The organism is Nostoc sp. (assembly GCF_036917455.1).
Lineage (GTDB): Bacteria > Cyanobacteriota > Cyanobacteriia > Cyanobacteriales > Nostocaceae > Nostoc.
In genome coordinates, this window is the sequence record NZ_JBALDK010000243.1 from 1 (window position 1) to 20,991 (window position 20,991).

Below are 20,991 nucleotides of genomic sequence, written 5' to 3' on the forward strand. Positions count from 1 at the left end.
TGTGCTTCAGTATGTCACTCATATTTTTGTGTCAAAAATTTATCGCAATCTTCTTTTACCACAGAATATTACTATTTTGGAGATGTCTAATAATTACTGGTAATAAAAGAAGAAGATAATAAAATAATGCATCAGGAGACAAAAACTTCCCTAAAATTAAATTAGGATTAGTGAAAATATTAATGATTATTTCTTTTGGAGAACTACCAAGGGAAGCATAAAACACAACTCCCCCAGCTTGTCCGCCTCTCAAAAAAGGTGCTAAATAACCAATAGTAAAAATATACCAAGATAAGCCTATTAAAATACAACATAATCCATAAACTCTTCGATTTTGCAATAGTAGCCAAACACCAAAACCTATTACCGTTAAGCTTAAGCTATCCTTACAAATTAAAACTAACCCAATAGCAAAAAATAATTGATAAGTACATTTCTCTATTGCTGCCCAAATTGCCCATAATAATGCAGGAACTGCTATACTTTCTGGACGAAAATCAGTAAAAAAATTACTATTAAATAAAGCCGGATAAAGCAAATAAGACAAACTTATTGCTTTTGAATAATTTATAGATAATCCAGCTTGTAGGCTTAATAAATAAATAGGTAAACACCCAAAAGCTAAACCAAAAGTTTGAACTAAAAATAACCAGTATTCACTAGGATATATTTTATATAGTAGGCTGATTGGATACAATATAAAGGCTGCATGATCGCCTATAACATGAAATCCAAAAAAAGAAGATATTGGGGGTAGATTCTGACTTATTAAATATACCCATTGGTCGAAAACAGCTAAATCAAGAGCAGTAGATTTAAATAAAAGATGTCTTAAACTACTAGAAATAAATAATATTAAAGTTCCTATAATAACTAAAAAGCTAATATAACCAAGCTTTTTTTGCATATTAATAACTAATAAATATACTAATTAATTAGTTTAATATAGAAGCGCTTACCACTAAAAGATATTAATATAGCTTAATAAAAAGTATTTTGCCTTATACAATTTCTTTCTGAGGCTGCGCTAAACCCTTTTAACTTCTTTATTTGTTTTATTCTCTACGAAATGCTACGCGAATGCGTCCTTTGCAGTTCGTTTTTCTTTCTTGTATTTATGGTTTAGTGCATCTTCATACAGAATTGGCATTAGAGAATGTTTCAAAATAAATTCAGAAAAAATTTTAAGAAACAAACTCTGGAAAAAAACTTATTTCACTTTGTCGCTATACCGATAATATGAGGACTAATAATCGGCAATTGTGCATCAAATCGCTCATAATGGATAGTAGCAAAACCAGCATTTTCTAAGGCAATCAAAGTTTCTCTATCTGGATGACAACCATTACCTATCACTTTCCAAATGGGACTAATTTTGCTTTGTAGTTTTCGCAATAGAGTTCCTTGAGGTGCGGCGACATGTTCAATAAATAAGAAGCGTCCACCAGGTTTGAGTACTCTTAAAACAGCTTGTAATGTATATTCTATATTCGGCACTGAACATAAAACTAAAGTACTCACAACATTATCTATGCTGTTATCTTCAGCATCTAACCATTCAGCATTACCAATTCGGAGATCGATTTTTAAGCCTAGTTTTTCTGCTTGTTTTTGGATATAGTAATGCTTATGTAGGTTTGGCTCGATTCCTATCGAGTGGATATCTTTAGGGTAGTAGGGTAGGTTAGGGCCTGTTCCTGGGCTGATTTCTAACACTTTCCCTTGAAGATTTGCAAAAAGAGAACGTTTGCGTTTGCGTAGCCTGTCGTAGACATCGCTCATAATTTTATCATACGTACTGCTACTTTGAGCCATCATCCAGGCAAAGAAACGTTTACCAAAGTTGGCAGAAGTGTGATTTTGTGAATCTCCAATAATTTGGTTTACAGTCATCATCCATTTCCTAATTTCTAAGGCTATAAATTGGTGTGTCAAGCAACCATTTATACCCTTAAGGTACGATAGTTTGTGTTCTTTTAACTTCACCCATTTGATTCACCTGATTGGGTGATTTTGATTAATATACACACATAGCAACTTACTATAACCTCACACAGAAAGAGCAAATTACAAAGCAAAAGTAGAATTTTCCTATACAGTCTTTTCAAGGTTGAGTGTTTTCTGATTTGTTCAGATTTTGATGATTTAAAAAGGTATTTATAATTAAAACAAAGAGCGTTCCGTAATTGGGAACGCTCGTTTTTAGTAAATTCTGTTAAGATAATATGAATTAAATGACATCAAGCATGGAGATTTGCTTGTTCCTGCAACCAAGGATCTACAGATTGTCCATCTTTGCGGCGTAATTCAATTTCCACTACCATCACTTCTTTGGAACCAGGAGGTGCAGGTTTTTTATGGAAAATAACGTCATAATCTTCTGGATTGTGTTTGTGTTCTTTCAACCATTCTTGCACCTTGGTTGTGGCAAAAAATGATTGCCCTTGCTCAAACATTCGGGTAATCTGCAATTGCAGTGTATAAGGATTTATCCGGCTCATTTTTTACCGCCTTTGTTAAGTAAATTTTAAGACAAGTAATCTGCTTACCCTAGATAATCTAATATTAGTGCGAAGTACACACACCAGCCCAACTCCTGAGCAATGTTTGATTTTAATCAGGTTAGAGATGGGGTAGGTGACGAATCGCCAATGTCACGTATAACCGAGAGCAATGCGATTTTGTGAGCAGGGGGAGCAGGGGATGCAGGGGAAGAGAAAGAAATAAGTGTATTTATAGCTATAAAGGTCGTAAAAAATACTAAAGTTTTCTCTTCACTCTCCCTGCTCCCCCTGCTCCCCCTGCTCCCCCTGCCTCCCCTGCTCTTTTCACGAGGATCTCACTTATTTCGCGTTGCTCCCCGTATAACCTATTATTCCCATTCCTCGTTCCCTATTTTCCCTCTACACACAATTGCTGCACTTTTTGAGGAACTTGCCGACACATTTGCTGGAATGCTTGAGGATTAATTTGCCACCAAGCAAATAATCCTAAACTTGTACCGCCTACAAACAATGCCACTACTCCCCCCAGCATTACCAAGCGTTTACCCCAATTAGGTTTTGTAATCAAGGTTAGTGGAATTTCTGGGCTTATAAATGGTTCGCCTGGAATATCTAAATCTAGATCCAAATCTAGCAAAGTTTGCGAACTTTCTGTGAAGGAAATTAATTCCTCTTGTTCCTCTGCTTCCTCTGCTTCCTCTGCTTCCTCTGCTTCCTCTAGTTCCTCTTGTATTTCTGCTTCTATAATTTCTTCTGGCAACGCCGGAGTCACAGGTACTAAGTATTCTGGAGAAACACGGCAATAACTGAGAACAACCGACGTATTATCACGCCCATTTTTTTCGTTTGCTAGGTTAATCCAGTTGCGGACGGCATCTTCAACTGTCATGTCACCTGTTAACACGGGTATTGTATAATTCTGCCAAGATTGTTCCACCCTGTTATTATCACTTAAACCATCAGAACACAGTAGTAGTATGCCATCTTCTTCTACAATGAATCGCTGAACCTTGACACGCAAAGATTCTGAATTTCTTGTCCCCAATGCTTGAGTTAAGGCAGTAGCATCAGTTCTAATCAGTGCTTTTCGATACAAGCTTTTGGCAAACCGGACTTCCCGCATCGCCACATCATCATCTACTGTCAGTAGCTGACAATAGTTTCGAGTAATCCAGTAGGCACGGCTATCACCAACATTAGCCAAGTAAAGTTCATGGGTATTATTTGATTGCCACCCAGTACTTGTCTGCACTCTTTGTGGAACTTGTAACGCCATGACAATGGTTGTAGCCATGCGTTCTTTGCCTTGGCGTTTTTGTTCGTTATTGCGGGCACAAATCAGATTATTTACGACCCGCAAGCTTGCTTCTAATTGTTCCTGCAACAACTCTGGTGATACAAGTACAGTTTGTTGTGTTACCTCCGCCAGTAAGGCGCGAATTTGCAACTTTACAGACTGCACTGCCAACTTACTCGCAACCTCGCCGCCTTCGTGTCCGCCAATGCCATCGCAAACAATTGACAAGCGGGACAATAAAGGTTCATCTAAATCACTCAAAGCATTGGGGTAGCAAGCATCTTCATTTTGCGCCATAATTGGGCCAATATCTGTAGAGCCTGCCACCTTCAAAACCAATGGCAATTCTGCCGCAGATGCTAGTAATAAACCATTAAGTTGAGTAGCAATATCATCCAACTCAACTTCAGTTTCACACATTTCCTGGACTATGTTTTGTAACCCTTTAGCTACTGATGTCTTTGCAGTAGCTACCCAAAATTGCCAACACTCACCCAGATTTTGTAAACTCGGCTTCTTATCTTCTGGTGTTTGGTAGAGTTCTAATAGTCGCACACACCAACCTTGGACTCTTAAATTGTCTACGACCATTAAACTGCGGCTAAGTCCTAATTCTGATAAAGGTGTCCAAAGTTGAAGAATTTGCCACAGCCAATAAACTTGTCTTACCGCCGTTGCTTGCTCCCATGCCTCAACAATAGTTGGATAGATATTTCCTCTCTCATCTATCGGTACATTTTCCAATAAGAGGATATCAGTTGTATCTTCCTCACCATCACTAGCAAACCCATAAGCCTGCGGCAGATGTAACCGTTCTTGATATAACTGTAGATAGGGAATTACTTCCTTTGGCAATTCTTCAGGGACATCTGGAGGCAGTCCCGGTTGAGTATCCAGCCAAATCTGGTGAGTAATTACACCATACCTGTCTGCTACCTTTGTGCCTGGTGTGATTTGAGCAGACAATGAGCCAGTAGCCCAAAGATAACGGTGAACCAAGGGAGTTTGGCAACTGGCACAAACACGGTCTCCAATAGGATTAATGGGGCTATTACACCCTGGATTTATACAATAAATTGTCAGTTGAGTAGAAATCATAAAAGTATAAATTAAAAAAACCAATCAACTCATGAATTTCGATTACATTTAGCTGGCAATGACTTGAAGGCTAGAATAGACTGGGTTCGTGTACCGCTAGCTACACCTAGTTACTGAAAGTAATCAAAATTATTGGTAAAAAGACCAAATTTTGCTTTCTGTAAATAACTTACGTCTGGCTGTATCTAATCGTAGAAATGCGTTTACGTCAATGTCGAGTCTAGGATGACGCTATGCCAAGTTTGACCTTAATCTGGCTTCTGGCAGGAGCAGTTTTATGTATCATGGAACTGTTCTTACCATCGGCGTTTGTCGCCTTCATGATGGGAATTAGCGCTTTTGTGGTGGCGCTGCTGTCTGGAGTTGGTTTGGGAAGTGTATGGTTGCAAGTTTTAGTTTGGCTATTATTTTCCACATTCCTAATCGTGCTTTCTCGTCGCTTTTTGCAACCACGACGACGCAAATCGAAAATCCAGGATGCTGTCATAGCTGAAACCTTAACAGAGATTCCGCCTGGGAAAACAGGACGGGTGCTGTATGAGGGAAACTCTTGGCAAGCACGGTGTGACGATGACAAATTTACCATACCACCCCATCAAAGAGTTTATGTAGTTCGGAGAGAAGGTACCACTTTGATTGTGATACCAGAAAATCTCTTGAATTCTTAGTTATTTGTCATTTGTCATTGGTCATTAGGAATGGGGGATTGGTTATTGTCCTTATCTCCCCTTTTGTTTGACATTTAATACTTAAAAATCAGGAGATTTACAATGGAACAGTTTTTTTTACTCGTGTTTTTAGCCCTTGGTGGTTCTGCCGTAGCGGGATCTGTGAAAGTCGTCAATCAGGGTAATGAAGCTTTGGTGGAAAGATTGGGTAGTTATAACAAAAAACTGGAACCAGGACTGAACTTTGTCATTCCTTTCCTAGATAGAATTGTTTACAAAGAAACTATCCGCGAAAAAGTTTTAGATATTCCTCCCCAACAGTGCATCACCCGCGACAACGTTGGTATTGAGGTGGATGCAGTGTTTTACTGGCGTATTGTGGATATGGAAAAAGCCTGGTACAAGGTAGAAAATCTCCAGTCGGCAATGATAAATATGGTGCTGACTCAAATTCGTGCCGAAATGGGGCAACTGGAGTTAGATCAAACCTTTACTGCCCGTTCCCACATCAGTGAACTTTTATTACGAGATTTGGATGTTGCTACCGATCCTTGGGGTGTGAAAGTGACACGGGTAGAACTGCGAGATATTATTCCGTCTCAGGCAGTGCGAGAATCGATGGAATTGCAAATGTCAGCAGAACGACGCAAACGGGCAGCAATTTTAACTTCTGAGGGCGATCGCGAAGCTGCTGTCAATAGTGCCAGAGGTAAAGCTGACGCGCAACTCCTGGATGCCGAAGCTCGTCAAAAATCGGTAATTTTGCAGGCTGAAGCTGAACAAAAGGCGATCGTTTTGAAGGCTCAAGCTGAACGTCAGCAGCAAGTTTTGAAAGCACAAGCGATCGCAGAATCAGCAGAAGTTATTGCCCAAAAACTCCAGACTAATCCCAATGCCAATAAAGCAGTGGAAGTTCTGTTTGCTTTAGGCTATCTGGATATGGGCGCGACAATTGGTAAAAGCGATAGCAGCAAGGTGTTATTTATAGATCCTCGCACTATTCCTGCTGCTTTTGAAGGTATGCGTTCAGTGATCTCAAATGGTCAGGTTGACTCTGACGAGTTGTTTTCTAAGCAAATCCCAAGGTTAGAAAATAACCGCCCTAGTTAAGAGTAGGGAAGCAGGGGAAGCAGGGGAGGCAGGGGAAGAATAATAATTCCTAACTCTGACTCCTAAATCCTGACAAATTACAAATGACTATCGCTTGTGGATAATATTGCTTGAAGAAGAATTCAGAATTCCGAATCCAGCAATCTTTTAATGGGGGATTCAAACCCGTCATTAATTGTAGGTTGCTAAATCTTAAATATGCAGAAATTAAATAATTTATTAGAAATCCCTTAGTTCATTTTGGTGGTTGGGAATTTGGTGTTGGACAAGTTTTATTCGTAAAATCACACTGATAAATATAGGGTTCTTGCCAACTCAGGGGGATTTCTAATAAATCTCGCGTTCCAGTCATTCCTTGTCCAATAAATAGCAACAAAGCAATGCAGTTTAAAATTGTATGGACGATGCGCCAACGATGAGACTTATCTTGATAAATATCTGGAACAATCGCTAATGAAAAAATCATCAGCAGTGCTGCTGTAATGCCAATATAATAGTGTGACCAATACCACTGACTGGTGAGGCGATATACTCCATCCTGACAGCCTATAATTACTAAACCTGCACCAGTTAAAGTTGCAAAAACTGCCCGCCACAATCGCTGCCTTGCCCGATAAAGAAATACTAATGAGGTGATGGTAGCAGCAAATATTAACAAGATAAAAACAACTTGAAAAGGTGCTTTATTCCACAATTGATTTTTGATAATATTTTTGCCAATAGGGTAGCCTAATCCGATTAAAGTTAATCCAACAACTGCACCTGTAAGTCTTTCGCCTAACTGTTTATGTTCTGTGCCCACCACTGGGGGAATTTTGCTCTTATTCCCGGCTAAAATTTGCAATCTGCGTTGGCGTGTTTGCCAAGCAAAATTAACGACTGTCCCGATAAGTGGAAATACGAATATAACTGCGATCGCTGGGTGTAAAAGACTAAGAAAATCTGTTATTTGCATACAACGCCTTTAAATAAACCACTAAATTTATCTCAAAGAATAATTTAAAGTGTCGTACCATCACTTAAATTAATTTCAGATAAGAATCTGTTTAATATTTGTTTTTGTTATTTTTAGCTGATTTTAATAAAGTAGATATTTGAATATCTTATAAAAAATTATCATTTTAGGCAATATTGGCTTATAGTTCAAAAAATACTGCCAAAGTAACTACTGACGGATAATTTATTAGATGGAATATTGCGTCAGCGCAACTTAGGAGATTTAGCTAATTTCCAGACCGAATAATAGTTGTCACTGTAAACAACATCTGTATCTGATTTATACTTTTTTTCGATTGTTTCGCGCCAAGTATCTGAAGGATTGAATAAAAATACATTGGTATATTCGTCAGGAATTTTAGGAATTTTTTGATTTTTCACCAACAAAAATCGCACTTTTGGTTCCAAAAGATAGCTCAGAGAAAAAATGTTCCCATAATTATTCCCCAAAGCATCACTAATTAAAAGTGGACGAGTTGTTTGATTGATAATTTGGGCAACTTGGGGATTGCCATAGCTCACACCCTTATTCCACCAAGTTTCTGCCTGGGAATTTGCCTTAGAAGAAATCAAACCACAAATAATCACTAATGCCATGATTATGTGCCAAATTTTGCGGCGTGACGCGCTCCCATTATATAATTTTGTCGCTAATAGGTAAGCAACAGTCACTTGAATTACCAAATAAGATGGTATGAGATATGGTTCGCTAAACGATTGTATACCTCCAGCACTTGGCAGTATTAGAGGTAGTGCTGGTACTATAGTTAATGTGGCGATAAAAAACCAGACTTTATAGTTAGTTGTCAGACAAATAAAATAAATTGAATATCCTACCAAAGTTAAAAAAATTGATGTAACTAAATAGTTCAGAGGATTGTCTGAACTAAGGTCTATATCAAAAAAAATTCGGTTTAACTGCATCAGCAAAAATGGAAAAACAGGCATCAAAGATGACTGCATTGTTGTCTTGTCTGCTGAAATCAAAAATTGAAAAAAGTCACCCATCACAATTGTTATCCAAGGCATGAAGGCTAAAAAACTTACCAGTGATGCTAGCAAATAAGTTTGGACAATTTTAGTTAACTTAAATTTGGCAGTAATCATCACATAAATTCCGTGAGCAACTGCTACAAACCCACTCCAAATAAATGTGTAAAAACTAATGGATAAAGTTACTGCATAAATGCTCCAGATAGCAAATAAATCTGGTCGTTGTCGTTGTTTTGCTAGCTCATCTTTATCTGGTGATTCCAGCCGCATTGCTTGCAGCAGAGATGCACTGGATAGTAATATGGTGACTAACCAGAGAATATATTCTTGTGCTTCTTGGGCGTATACTAGGTGAATTGGAGAAACTGCCATGAGTGCGATCGCTACACCAGTAACCGATAGCGGCACATTAAATAATTCTCGACATAGCCAATACACACAAGGGAAAACCAGCAAACTAATTAAAGCAGATAAACTTCTGATCGCCGTTACCGAATTACCAAAAACTTCCATCCACAATCTCGCTATTACGTAATAAAGTGGTGGATGCAAAGAATCTTCTCTAGCCAAAGTCATGATTGTGTCATTTAAGCTTTTTTGATTTACACCTTGGAACTGAGTAAAACTTTCTCCACCAATGACACTACTATTAAAAAGTTTATCTTGTGCTTCAGTTCTTGTATAACCAGAGATTCGCAATAAGGTATAAGTTTCATCATGGGAGTAAACCTTGTTATCAAGATTAGAAAAGCGAAACAATATACCCATCACCAATAAGAAAATAATTAAAAATCGCAACCAACTCGGAGCAAATTTGAGATGGTGCATAAGTAGTTTTCCCAAGATTTTATCTAAAATAATCTAGTGCCGCAGCCACGCCTATCATCATAATTCGTAGTTTTTAATGACGAATTAGTAATCAGGGACTTCTAAATAAAAAAATATTCCAAAACTAACACAAAAATCCTCTTAATCTCTCTTTTCTGTGTTGCGCCAGGTGCTACAACGGGGGGAATTCCCCTCCGGGTTCGTCAGTCGCCTACAGCGCTGGACTCACCGCAACGCACTGGCTTCTCTGCATCTGGAGTGGTTCGTTTTTTGGGATAATTTATTCCTTGGAAATCCCTTATATCTAAGTCTGTTCATTAGACAATCTCAATAGGAATTAAGATTAAAGATAATTTTTATAATATTTGATAACGCCATCTAGCAAAATCTTTGGTGTTCGATATAGTTAAAAAATCAATAGTTTTAAAATGTCGGTCAATAGCGGGAATACTGCATATTTTAGCTCCAATATTCAAGTATGCCTGCAAAATTTTAGGAATTTCCACATTATATGAATCTGGACAACTTTGAGGCAGTTCTAAACAAGATTGTGAATTTGGATAAACTAAAATACTTGGATGCATCAAACCATTCTGCTGAAAATAATCATAAGTGCAAGTAGCTTTCAAAGGACATTGTGTTAGTAATGATGCACAACCAAAGAAATATTGATTTTTACTCCAGATAAGATAATTTGCTAGCCCTTTCCATAATAGTAAAAGTGCCTGACTGTTGCGGTATTCTTTAGCTATACATGCACGTCCAACTTCAACTGATGCTTGAAGCACAGAATGAGGAATTGCATTAAGATTAAATATATCGGCAGCATCAAAACCTAATCTTTGAGAAGCCATTGTATAGGTTTGCATCCGGTAAGTTCCAATAGTTTTACCAGTTTGTTTGGAAATCATGATTAAATGATGGCAAACTGCATCAAACTTATCTCTATCCATCTGGGTAAAGTTAGAAGCAGAAAATCCCAAGCTTAGTTCCAGATTAAAAACTTCAAAACGCAACCGAAAAATTGATTCTAATTCTTCTTCAGTTGAAGCCAGCCGTAGGGTATATTTTTCAGTTTGAAGGACGGGAAAATCTTCAATAGTGGGAGGAGCATTCAGTGAATAATTGATGTAGCGTCCAGAAACTTCCATCTATCTTCCTACTTAGATTTGCGAAAATATCCTACTAGGATTTAGGCACTATACAAATAGCTCACATTATGAATTAATGTGTCGAAGCGTGAGTGAGACACTTTTTGATAAAATAACCTCTACAAAGCTTTCTTACTCTTTTGGATTAGAGGTAGAGTGCTTTTATTATGGACATTAATTCCGAAAAAATCTGGCAATAAGATACAAAATTTTCCTTTGATATAGGCTATAGATGCAATTCCAAGAAGAGGACAAGGGGAAAGCCCCCAGATGAATCCAGGGGCTTGGATGGTTTTGGTGGCGATGCGATCGCCACCGGAAAGGGCGGGTACGCGATGTCTACGACGGGCTACGCCTACGCAATCTGCGGTAAATGCACTCTAAAATACTTAATTAATTACGGTGATTATTGTTGTAGTGAACCCTTGTACCTGCCCAAAGCAACTTTTCTCGCAACGTCTGATAGTAGGAATTGTTCTCGCGCAAAATAATAAATTTAGCCCGACACTCTGCCATCCGCACATCAACGCGGTGTCCCGGCCAAATTGAAGTCCCCAAAACTCCATCTGTCCACAGTTTGGTACTCAAATCGTAATCCCCCAAAGGCCAAATACTCACCACAGAACCAGGGGGTAAAACGAGTGGGCGACTAGAAAGGCTCATTGCACAAATAGGAGTAATGGTGAGTGCCTCCATACCATCGTGCATAATTGGCCCATTAGCAGAAACAGTGTAACCTGTGGAACCTGTGGGAGTAGAAATAATCAACCCATCCCCGACATATTGATCGACTACCTCACCATCGATTTCCATTTCTAGAATTGAGGTAATCATTCGGTCAGCAGAGGCGGGTTTGACACAAAATTCATTCAAAGCCAGGTAACGCTCGCTCACGGGTTCCAAATTAGAGCCGTGACCCTCATACACCGCAGCTTGTAACATCATCCGTCGTTGGATAGCATAGCGATCCTCAAACAGTCGATCCCAAACTTTCTCTGTATCCTGAAACTCTTCCACTGACTCAGTTAAAAACCCCAGATGACCTCCCACATTCACTCCCAGAATCGGGATGCCAGCTGGGGCTAAATGTCTGGCACCAGTTAAAACAGTACCATCGCCACCGAGTACCAAGGCGAGATCGATTGGTTGAGCCGCCGAAGCCAAAAAGACAGGATAAGGGTTGTCTTTTGGCCCGCTAGGCCCCATCAACACATGGCACTCGCGGCTTTCTAGTTGTTTAGCACAGATTTCTGCCCATTGTTTACTCCGGGCATCCCGCGCTTTATAAGCAATGATTACCTGCTTTAGTTGCACGCACAATTACCATTTCAGGAGATTAAACTGCTCCATATCGACGGTATCGCGGTTGCGATAAATGGCAAGCACGATCGCTAAACCCACCGCCGCCTCGGCCGCGGCCACGGTAATCACAAAGACTGTGAAAACCTGACCCTTAATTAATGTTGAGTCGAGGAAGTTGGAAAATGCCATTAAATTCAGATTAACAGCATTGAGCAGTAACTCAATTGACATCAGCACCCGCACGGCGTTGCGGCTGGTAATTAAACCGTAGATGCCAATGCAGAATAAAGCTGCTGCTAGTAATAAAAAGTACTGGAGTTGCATGAATCTGGGTATCCCTCCTGAAAAATCTGGCTATTTATCTGCGAATAAAGTCGCAAATATTACTCTTTTGTTTCGCTGGTTGTTGATACCAGTTCTCTGGGGCGTTCTTGCAAAGTTAAAACGGTTTGTCCCACTTCGGATCGTGTTAGTTGATCTGGCAAATATTCACGACGTGCCAAAATAATTGCTCCTACCATCGCTATTAGTAGCAAAATGGAAGCCAGTTCAAAAGGTAGTAAAAAGTCAGTGAAGAAATGCTCTCCAATCAGAATTATAGAGCTTTCACCACCTACTACAGAAGCAGTTGAGTAAGCCCAAGGAGTAGCCAGTACCATTGTACTTAGAAGACCAAACAATCCTACGCTGACTAAACCTGTAAGTAATTTACGCACCCAAGAGTTGGGAAATGCGACAAAATTCTGACGCTTGTTTACCAACATAATGGCAAACAAAATCAGCACGTTAACTGCCCCAACGTAAATTAGTATTTGTGCAGCTGCAACAAAATCACCATTTAGCAACAGGTAGATTCCCGCAATGCTGATGAACACACCCCCTAGCAAAAAGGCAGAATAGACGATGTTGGAGAACAGCACCACACCAATGGCCGACCCAATCATCATCACGCCCAGTATGCCAAGCGATACTAACTGTACTCCTTCTGCTAGATTCACTGTTTTTTGTCCTTAGTCATTGGTCATTGGTCACTGGTCATTGGTCACTGGTCACTGGTCATTAGTCATTGGTCAAATAACAAAGGACAAATGACAATGGACAAATGACAAATGACATTTATTTTTCTGTTTGTTCTACCAGGTCTTCTGGACGCGCACCTGCACGTGGCGCATCTGCGGGCAGTCCGTGGGGTTCGAGGACACCTTTGGGTAGATAAACTAGTTCGCGCAGTGGTGTAACCATTGGATCGTTTGTTACCTTATAAGGCAGACGACCTAGTGCTACGTTGTCATAGTTCAATTCATGGCGATCGTAAGTGGCAAGCTCATACTCTTCTGTCATGGATAGACAGTTAGTGGGGCAAAATTCCACACAATTACCGCAAAAGATACAAACTCCAAAGTCAATGCTGTAGTGGTTGAGTTTTTTCTTTTTGCTGGCTTTGTCGTATTCCCAATCTACTACAGGCAAGTTAATTGGACAAACGCGAACGCAAACTTCGCAGGCGATGCACTTATCAAATTCAAAGTGAATTCTACCGCGAAACCGTTCACCAGGAATCAGTTTTTCGTAAGGGTATTGTACAGTAATTGGTCGCCGCCGCATGTGGTCGAAGGTGACAGAAAGCCCCTGACCAATGTAACGCGCAGCTTGTACCGTTTCTTTGGCGTAATCACCAACTTGTTTTAGGAACTTGAGCATTTTGTCTCACTCTCTCTTTTTAAGCTATCAGCGTTATTTGTCCCTTGTCCTTTGTCCTTGGTCATTAGTCATTAGTACAAATGACCCTTACGGGTTCGCCAGTCACTCATGGGGGAAACCCCCAAGACCGCGCTGGCTCACTAACGACTAATGACTAATGACTAACCACCAAAAGCGAAGGGAAAGGCTAGTTTCAGGGCAGCGGTTAATAGGAGATTAACCAAGCCAACTGGCAACAAAAACTTCCATCCTAAATCTAACAGTTGATCGATCCGTACCCGTGGCACTGTCCAGCGTAACAGGATGGCGACAAACACTAGTAAATAGGCTTTGAAGACGGTCATTGTGATTCCCAAAGCAGCAGTTACTATCTGGAACACGGGATTTAGTTCACTGACTCCCAGCCAACCAGCGATGAGGTTGAGGGGAATAGGAAAATCCCAACCGCCCAGGTAGAGGATTGCTACTAGTAAGGAAGAAAGGATTAAGTTAACGTAGGAACCGAGGTAGAACAGACCGAATTTCATGCCTGAGTATTCAGTCTGATAGCCTGCAACGATTTCTTCTTCGGCTTCGGGTAAGTCAAAAGGTAATCGTTCGCATTCAGCGAGGGCGGCTATCCAAAAGATCAGAAAACCGACTGGTTGTCGCCAAATGTTCCAGCCTAGAATGCCGTAGCCAGATTGCTGATTGACAATATCAACGGTGTCGAGGCTATTAGACATCATAGCGATCGCTAACACCGCCAATGCCAAAGGAATTTCATAACTAATAGATTGCGCTGCTGCCCTCAAGCCCCCTAAGAGGGAGTATTTGTTATTAGATGCGTAGCCAGCCATCAGCAAGCCAATGGGTTGAATACTTGACAAGGCAATCCACAAGAATACGCCCATGCCCACATTGCTAATAACGATATTCTGCCCAAAGGGAACGATCAGGAACGACAGAAACACCGGAATTACAACAATAATAGGGCCGAGGGTAAACAGCCAGGGATCAGATTTGGCTGGTACTATATCTTCTTTAAATACCAATTTCAAACCATCCGCTACAGGCACTAGCAACCCAAAAGGCCCCTGGTATTCTGGCCCAATTCGCTGCTGTGCAGAGGCGGAAATTTTTCGTTCTAGCCAAGTAGCAACTAATACCCCCACTGTTGCCCCAATCAGCATCAGTATCATTGGCAGGGGCATCCAAATCGCTTTGGCTGTTCCTGCTGGTAAACCTAAATCCCGGAGGGATTCAATAAAAGTTCCTTGGAGGTCAATTCCTGAGTTCATGTTTCCGCTCTTTAAGACATCGAGTCATGGTGAGTTACAACTATTAGTTAAATTAATACCTGTAAATTCACCCATTTTTAATTTTTGCCCAGATGATGCTTGATAGAAGATTTGTCGCTAATTCCCATGCCTAGTATATCCTTGGATGGTTTTAGCCCTCTGAAGCGATACGAGAACTTCTACTTATGGTTGGCATTGGGATTGGCTATTGAGGGGATGGGGCAGGGGGAGATGAGGGAGATGAATTAATAACCAATGCCCAATCCCCAATCCCCAATTACCGTTTGTCAATTGGGGTATAAGTCACTTCGTGATGACCGTTATAAACCTGGGTAGGACGGAAAATCCGGTTTTCTGCTAGTTGTTCTTTCCAGTGGGCTAACCAACCGGCAACACGAGCGATCGCAAATATTGGCGTAAACAAGTCTGTGGGAATTCCCATTTTCCTGTACACCAAACCGGAGTAAAAGTCAATATTGGGATAAATCCCCTTGCTACTGAGTTTTTCCTCTACTACTCGTTCCATCTCTTGGGCAATGTCATAGAACTTATCATGCCCAAACTTTTCAAACAATTGCTCTGCTAGACCTTGTAAGATTGTGGCTCGTGGGTCTTTCACTTTATACACACGATGTCCAAAGCCCATAATCTTAGATTTAGTTTCCAGACAATGCTCTATGTAGGGACGGACATTTTCTACAGAGCCAATTTTCTCCAACATCTGAATTACTTCTTCATTGGCTCCACCATGCAGGGGCCCACCCAAAGTTCCGACGGCACTAGCAACCACAGCATAAGGATCGGTTAAGGTGGAAGCTGTCACCCTGGCACTGAAAGTGGAAGCATTCATTGTATGCTCGACTTGAAGTATCAAGCAGATATCAAAAATCCGCGCCATCAAAGGATCGGGTTCTCGCTCATCGAGCATGTATAGAAAGTTGGACGAATAGTCTAAGTCATCACGGGGACGTATCGGGTCATTGCCTTTTCGCATCAGTTGGAACGCCGCCACCATCGTGGGAATGGTTGCTATGAGGCGCACCACGGAATCTCGAATGTAGGCAGGATTATGTAAATCCCGAAGTGAATAAAACAAGCCTAAAGCCGCAGCAGAGGCTTGTAGGGCATCCATTGGGTGGCCGCTTTCTGGAAAGCATTTCATCATGTCCCGAATGCGGTATTTTATCCGCCGGTGGTAACGAACTTCATGCTCAAATGCTTCCAGTTCTTCCTTGTTTGGCAGTTCACCCCAAATCAAGAGATAAGCAGTTTCCAGGAATGTACTTTTTTCTGCTAGTTCCTCAATTCGGATGCCACGATATTCTAGTATTCCTTTTTGCCCATCAACATAGCTGATACTTGATTGAGCGGCGGGAATGCCTTCTAAACCAGGCTTGTATTCGCACACCATCATGGCACCACCATTTGCTTTTTGAAATATCTGATCGAGTTAACTTACCAGAAATTTATTGTCGCCATAACAGTAGCCGTTCTAACAACAATCGAAAATGTTGAAAAACTGTTATAGCAGGTACTTGGGTGGTGTCAACCAAAACATCTGACTCCGACCCAGAGGAGAACCTGTTTCTGGTAGTTTTATCCCAATCATACCTGCTTTTTTCAAGACTAAGCTTTCTTTGACTTCTCCCCACAGGAGAATTTCTGCCCAACTGGTTAAATCAGGTTCGTGTCCAACCAACGCCAGTTGGGTATTTTGGGAATAATTTCTTGGTTCTAACCACTCTTTTAGCCAACTTGAAATTTCCCCATCATGGGCGAGGTGGCTAGATTCCTCTAACTGTGAGCTAAGTTTTTCTTCTATAAGGATTTCAGCCGTTTGGCGGGCCCGCACTAAGGGGCTGGTAAGAATCAAGTCAAAGCTTAAACCCAATTTAACAAGTTTCTGGGCAACTTTCTCAGTTTTTTGCCTTCCTTCTTTGGTAAGGCTGCGTTCTTCATCCTTAATGCCTAATTCCTTGTCTTCGGCGATGCCATGACGAATTAAGTATAGTTCCATACTTTAAATTTTGTTAGCGTAGCGGGTCGTAACCCGTACTTAGTTAGGAGTTACGTCTGATGTTAATGAATCTATCCTAAATCTTGGCGATCGCTCCACATCCCAATAAAGCTATCATTTATCAAGTCGATGTCAGGTAGCTGAGAGGCAGATTCAACTACTGCATATCTTTGTCGCAAAAAGGCAATAAAGTCAATGACTTGACGCTGTGCTTCCGCAGGAAGGGATAAAAACTCATTCAATAATTGTTGCTGGATCATGGTTATACTTCATTAAAGAGCAGAACTGATACAAGTTTTAACGCTATATCTCAAAATGGGAGTTTAGCGGTCTAACTGCACAATTCAGCAGAGGTAGACAACTTCGGCAACTCCATCAAAGGCAAAGGCTTTCCTCTATCTGCTGCATTGAAAATGAATTTATTCTATTAATTTTATTGCAGTTGTATTAAATTCTCCATAAGGATTTGGAACTTCATAAGTTTCTATTTTTCCTTTATCTGCCAAAAGGTTAATTAGGGCATAAGATGAATTTAATGAATATCCTTCACGCCCCAAATAATCTCTAACAAAAGACTTCAGCCCTATAAATTCTCGAAACTCTTTTAATTTTGAACATTCTCTAATTTTATAAATTAAATCTTTTTCGTTCAGCACTAAGTATTGCTGAATAACACTTTCAGTATTTGTTGATTTTATCAAGCTATCTTCTAGCTCCTCATTAATTTTTCCTTCCTGGTGTTCTAATTGTTTTTCTTCCTTCTCGATTTCAACTAAATTATCATTTGCTTTTCTCATCACAGCTTCTTTATCTGCAATACTCAAAGTTAGTGCATCAATACTAGTATCTGCATTATTAATTATTTGGGTTAGCTTGTCACATAGCTCACTTGCTAAATCAAAATCTTTCTGAACAAAATAATTGTTATGAGCAACCTTATTTCTAATAAAATTCAGATCCTCCCATTTTTGTTGAAAATCATTTTGTTCAAATGTATCTTTGAAATATTTTACATAGCTACCTTCTAAAAGCTCTTTTTTTAAACTTTCTAAGTCTTCTGCTGCTTTAACTTTGCCGAGGACATCTTGTATATTTGTAAAAATTGAAGATTGTCCGTAAATAATCTTTCCTAACTGTTCAAAGCTCAATAATGTCACATCAGCAATTACTTTTGAGGTATTAGTAAATACTACTTCATTACCCCTTTTGCTCTTTGCATTCTTTTGATTATCAGTAGAAATTACAATTGACCACCAGTTAGTACCGATTTTTGTAATAAAAAAGTTTACAATATATTTTTTCAATAAGGTTTCAATGCTATTTATTAAAGGATATGTATTCACTGCAATTTGATTAGAAACATCATCTATTAATATTTGCCTGTGGTCAAATCCAAAATCTTTTATCTGATCAATAAGCTTTATTCTAAAAGGCTCAATATTATCAAATTCGCCTTCAAGAACAATGTAATAAGCTGAGGAGAAGCGATCTACCATCACCATTTTACTTGTATCAAAAGGCTGAACAGATACTTTTATTTTTTGGTTATTATCATTAATTTCAAGAGAATCTTCTGAAATCGATGGCTCACTAGTCCATAAACTTTCAATAGTCGATAAACTTAGAATAAAATTTTTAGTTTTTTTAAACTTGACTTTTCCTTGTTGGTCAATACAGAGTAATTCAAATTTTAGTGTCATATTTCTACCTATCTTAGTAGGGCTACTTCTACACAAATTAGATTACCCACTTATTAAACCGAATTTAAAGGTATATTCACTTAATTTAAGATATATATAAATTAAAATTTTTCATTTTGTATAATATACAAAAAATTTCCGTATATTTATCCAATTACAGTTATTCCTCAGCGTTAGGATAAAAGTCTAAGTCTAAAATCTCATCAACACAAAACGGACAAGCGATCGCAAATTCATCCTCTGATAAACCAGTTTCCACCATTGCCTCTCGCCGCGCTCTTTGATAGATAGTATTAATCCACTCAGCATCATTTAAAAAACGCTGTAAGCTAGGGCTTTCTTGCAGTAATTCATCTATATTAAGTCGCTCACGGGTAATGGTCACTTGCCAACTGTGACTGCGACGTTCAGGTTGATACTTCCACTTCAGCAAATGCGATAACACCAACCGCAACGCACTTTGCAACACCCGTTGTTGACTCTTACCCAAGTCCACCACTTCCTCAATTAAGTGTTCTAAATCCAACGTGTCCCACTGGTGCGATCGCAAAAGTTCTGCTGTCTGCTCTACCCAAGCACAAAAATCTTGCTCATACAAAGTTTGTAACATTTGCAGTTCTATAATTTTCATAAAATTCTTCTTTTACAAATAATATTAGGCACAAACTACATTCTCAATCTGTTCAGCCTCTGTCAAAAGATCAAATTTCCCGACTTTTATAAAAAGTCGGGAAAGATGTTTATCACGAATAATTTAGGGATGCTATTTGACCAAACACTTTGACTGCTGCATGAGTTAGGAGTTTTCCCCATCTGCCCCCTTCTACTCCGACTGAATCGGGTTGTCTCTGGGATTAACCAACCTCAGCAGTTTTTGCTTAATTTGAGTGTCGAATACTTCCCATTTCATTTTTGCATAAGCGGAATTTTCGTTGCTGCCAGATAAGAAACCCATCGGAATTTCAAAGCCACCTGCGCTTGTCCTTCCACCGCCGAAAAAGCGCCCCGCACTATCTTGTCCAAAAGCTTCTTTGATGAATTCATCGGGGTCAAGGGTCAGTTTGGTGGTTCTGAGGGAACCAATGACTATTTCTAGTTCTTCGTCTTCATCGTGAACAATGCCGTAAACTACGGCGGTGTGGACGTTTTCTTCGGTGACAAGAAAATCAGCCGCTTGGGGGATGGCATCGCGGTCTTCGTAGCGTAAGTAACCAACACCAGCAATGGAAAAGTTATTTTGGACGATGCGATTTTTTAGCGATCGCTCGATCACATCCATTACCCGCTTGGAACGGTTCGCCTGTAAAATAGCATTCAGCAATTGGGCATCATAAAATCGGCTTAAATACGCAGCTGCCATAAAGTCTTCTTCTTGCGCTTGCATTAACCGATTTGTATCCGATCGCAAGCCATGCATCAAGGCAGTGGCACATTTAACATGTTGATTTATGCTGCTATCTAATGCCAGTAATCCCGTTTGAAGGTATTGAGTAAAAATGGTTGCCGTCGCTCTTACGTAAGGACGGATATCCTCAAATTCTGAATGCAGATCGCCTTGGATACTGTGATGGTCAACGAGTACCACTAGGGGAATTCCAGCTTGCTGTATTGCTGACAGTAATTGTGAAGTGGTTCCTTGGTTATCAATTAATACAAAACCTTGATAACATGACAAATCTTTGGTTTTCAAGGTTTGCGTTGTCCAGCGTTGGATTGGTAAGTTAGTCAGCCTTACCAAGGCAATATTTTCTTGATGGCTCAATGCGCCAGCATAAATTATCTCACATTTGATATCATATTGCTGGGCAATTAACTGATAAGCCCAAGCACAAGAAAGGGCATCAGGGTCAGGAAAATCTTGCAGAATTACCAGTTGGCGATCGTGTCGGTGTGCCAGAAGGGTTTTTTGTAGTTCTTCTGACTTTTGTTGTGTCAGAGAATTACCACGGTGATTGAGATATATGGCCCCATCGCCTACCGATGGCGGTAATGAGGGACTTTTAAATGCAACTTCCACTGGCGCTTTTTCTATTTCAGGTTCCTCTGGGTTTGGCTCTGTAGTCAATGACAAACTCTCAAACTGAGTAACGGGAGAATTCAAGTACATAAAGAACTTTTTTAAAGTGTTAGGCTCCTTTAATTCAGAAATACTACGATCGGTAATTCACTGAATTTAGCCACATTATTTTGATCTTCGCAAAAATATCAAGACATTGCACTATACATCTAAGTATATTTTTTGTCAGTAACAGCGCTTGACATCAACTAAATTCCATTGCAGGGGGTATGAGTGCTGGAAACAAGGAAGTTTTGTATATTGGGCTGAATCTGGCAGCATAAATCTGT

The 20,991-nt window shown here is 39.9% G+C and carries 20 protein-coding genes; 2 read left to right on the top strand and 18 right to left on the bottom strand.

What is annotated here, in order from left to right; translation table 11 throughout:
- Positions 1-55 precede the first annotated feature (55 nt).
- The 4 genes from V7K42_RS26985 to V7K42_RS27000 form a co-directional block, all read right to left on the bottom strand.
- Positions 56-907 carry a DUF2079 domain-containing protein gene (locus V7K42_RS26985; protein WP_334920531.1) on the bottom strand — a complete coding sequence of 284 codons (852 nt, stop codon included), beginning with the start codon at positions 905-907 and terminating at the stop codon, positions 56-58.
- 308 nt (positions 908-1,215) lie between these two features.
- Positions 1,216-1,896, bottom strand: a complete 681-nt coding sequence (locus tag V7K42_RS26990) for a class I SAM-dependent methyltransferase (protein WP_334920533.1) — start codon at positions 1,894-1,896, stop codon at positions 1,216-1,218.
- Between the two features lie 344 nt (positions 1,897-2,240).
- Entirely contained in the window at positions 2,241-2,501 is a 261-nt protein-coding gene (locus tag V7K42_RS26995) for a hypothetical protein (protein ID WP_094327307.1), read from the bottom strand.
- A 391-nt stretch (positions 2,502-2,892) separates the two neighbouring features.
- Complete coding sequence (locus V7K42_RS27000) at positions 2,893-4,899, bottom strand: 4-Cys prefix domain-containing protein (RefSeq protein WP_334920535.1); 2,007 nt, start codon at positions 4,897-4,899, stop codon at positions 2,893-2,895.
- A 233-nt stretch (positions 4,900-5,132) separates the two neighbouring features.
- On the opposite strand from V7K42_RS27000, the gene V7K42_RS27005 reads away from it, so the two are divergent.
- Both V7K42_RS27005 and V7K42_RS27010 read left to right on the top strand, forming a co-directional pair.
- Entirely contained in the window at positions 5,133-5,567 is a 435-nt protein-coding gene (locus V7K42_RS27005) for an NfeD family protein (RefSeq protein WP_334920537.1), read from the top strand.
- 102 nt (positions 5,568-5,669) lie between these two features.
- Positions 5,670-6,677 (top strand): SPFH domain-containing protein, encoded by a 1,008-nt coding sequence (locus V7K42_RS27010; RefSeq protein WP_334920539.1) that lies wholly within the window; start codon positions 5,670-5,672, stop codon positions 6,675-6,677.
- 235 nt (positions 6,678-6,912) lie between these two features.
- Here the strand turns inward: V7K42_RS27010 and V7K42_RS27015 are convergent, their stop codons facing one another.
- From V7K42_RS27015 to V7K42_RS27080, 14 genes are all read right to left on the bottom strand, one after another.
- On the bottom strand, positions 6,913-7,632 hold the full coding sequence (locus tag V7K42_RS27015) for a DUF4079 domain-containing protein (protein ID WP_334920541.1): 720 nt from the start codon (positions 7,630-7,632) through the stop codon (positions 6,913-6,915).
- A 245-nt stretch (positions 7,633-7,877) separates the two neighbouring features.
- Positions 7,878-9,494, bottom strand: a complete 1,617-nt coding sequence (locus V7K42_RS27020) for a glycosyltransferase family 39 protein (protein WP_334920543.1) — start codon at positions 9,492-9,494, stop codon at positions 7,878-7,880.
- A gap of 356 nt (positions 9,495-9,850) precedes the next feature.
- Positions 9,851-10,645 (bottom strand): GNAT family N-acetyltransferase, encoded by a 795-nt coding sequence (locus tag V7K42_RS27025; RefSeq protein WP_334920545.1) that lies wholly within the window; start codon positions 10,643-10,645, stop codon positions 9,851-9,853.
- A gap of 393 nt (positions 10,646-11,038) precedes the next feature.
- A complete protein-coding gene (locus V7K42_RS27030) occupies positions 11,039-11,959 on the bottom strand; it encodes an NAD(+) kinase (RefSeq protein ID WP_174708584.1) in 921 nt (306 codons plus the stop codon).
- 6 nt (positions 11,960-11,965) lie between these two features.
- Positions 11,966-12,271 (bottom strand): NADH-quinone oxidoreductase subunit NuoK, encoded by a 306-nt coding sequence (nuoK, locus tag V7K42_RS27035; RefSeq protein ID WP_006199065.1) that lies wholly within the window; start codon positions 12,269-12,271, stop codon positions 11,966-11,968.
- 59 nt (positions 12,272-12,330) lie between these two features.
- Positions 12,331-12,945 (bottom strand): NADH-quinone oxidoreductase subunit J, encoded by a 615-nt coding sequence (locus V7K42_RS27040; protein WP_334920546.1) that lies wholly within the window; start codon positions 12,943-12,945, stop codon positions 12,331-12,333.
- Positions 12,946-13,063: 118 nt separating this feature from the next.
- Positions 13,064-13,648: an NAD(P)H-quinone oxidoreductase subunit I gene (gene ndhI, locus V7K42_RS27045; protein WP_094346553.1), complete on the bottom strand. Its 585-nt coding sequence runs from the start codon at positions 13,646-13,648 to the stop codon at positions 13,064-13,066.
- Positions 13,649-13,809: 161 nt separating this feature from the next.
- Complete coding sequence (gene nuoH / locus V7K42_RS27050) at positions 13,810-14,928, bottom strand: NADH-quinone oxidoreductase subunit NuoH (protein WP_094346554.1); 1,119 nt, start codon at positions 14,926-14,928, stop codon at positions 13,810-13,812.
- A 277-nt stretch (positions 14,929-15,205) separates the two neighbouring features.
- Positions 15,206-16,342 (bottom strand): citrate synthase, encoded by a 1,137-nt coding sequence (locus V7K42_RS27055; protein WP_334920548.1) that lies wholly within the window; start codon positions 16,340-16,342, stop codon positions 15,206-15,208.
- A 108-nt stretch (positions 16,343-16,450) separates the two neighbouring features.
- On the bottom strand, positions 16,451-16,945 hold the full coding sequence (gene sixA / locus V7K42_RS27060; protein ID WP_334920550.1) for a phosphohistidine phosphatase SixA: 495 nt from the start codon (positions 16,943-16,945) through the stop codon (positions 16,451-16,453).
- A 71-nt stretch (positions 16,946-17,016) separates the two neighbouring features.
- Entirely contained in the window at positions 17,017-17,205 is a 189-nt protein-coding gene (locus V7K42_RS27065; RefSeq protein WP_334920552.1) for a hypothetical protein, read from the bottom strand.
- A 159-nt stretch (positions 17,206-17,364) separates the two neighbouring features.
- On the bottom strand, positions 17,365-18,645 hold the full coding sequence (locus V7K42_RS27070; protein ID WP_334920554.1) for a hypothetical protein: 1,281 nt from the start codon (positions 18,643-18,645) through the stop codon (positions 17,365-17,367).
- Between the two features lie 160 nt (positions 18,646-18,805).
- The gene (locus tag V7K42_RS27075) at positions 18,806-19,276 is read right to left on the bottom strand and encodes a DUF29 domain-containing protein (protein ID WP_334920556.1); all 471 of its coding nucleotides are present in this window, start codon (positions 19,274-19,276) and stop codon (positions 18,806-18,808) included.
- Between the two features lie 192 nt (positions 19,277-19,468).
- Complete coding sequence (locus V7K42_RS27080) at positions 19,469-20,752, bottom strand: DHH family phosphoesterase (RefSeq protein WP_334920558.1); 1,284 nt, start codon at positions 20,750-20,752, stop codon at positions 19,469-19,471.
- Positions 20,753-20,991 lie beyond the last annotated feature (239 nt).